Here is a 409-nt window from a genome sequence, read left to right as displayed (position 1 = left end):
AGGTGGGCCTGTCGGCGGTCTCGTCCACGGGCGTGACGGCCGGCGACGTGCGCAATGTGTTGCGCGGGGAAATGGTGGAGGGGCTGTCCGTGCCGGAAGCCATCCGCGCCACCGCGAAGATGATCGGCGTGAAGGCCGCCCTCAACACGGCGCTGGAAACGTCGGACTGGTTCGCGGTGAGCCAGCAGGAAGCGAACCAGGCAGGCTCGCAGCAGGTGCTGGCGCCACACATCAAACCCAATGATTTCGGCCGCCTGAAGGACCACGCCGCGACGCGCTTGGCGATCATCAACCACCTCAACTCCATGGGGGAGGTGATGGCGGTCGTCACCAAGGGCCTGCCCACCGGGGTCAGTTCCCTGTTGACCAACGGCGCGCTGAGCGTGCTGTCTGCGGTGCACTACAAGAC

General features: G+C 66.3%; 1 protein-coding gene. It reads left to right on the top strand.

Going from position 1 to position 409, the window contains the following annotated elements; all coding sequences use genetic code 11:
* The coding region (locus GVL52_RS29665; RefSeq protein ID WP_200848043.1) for a hypothetical protein at positions 1-409 on the top strand (409 nt) is incomplete at both ends.

Origin of the sequence: Rhizobium sp. 18055 (genome assembly GCF_902706285.1) — a bacterium.
Lineage (GTDB): Bacteria > Pseudomonadota > Alphaproteobacteria > Rhizobiales > Rhizobiaceae > Rhizobium.
The sequence above is the reverse complement of the archived record's forward strand: the minus strand, read 5'-3'. Positions and strand labels throughout refer to the sequence as shown.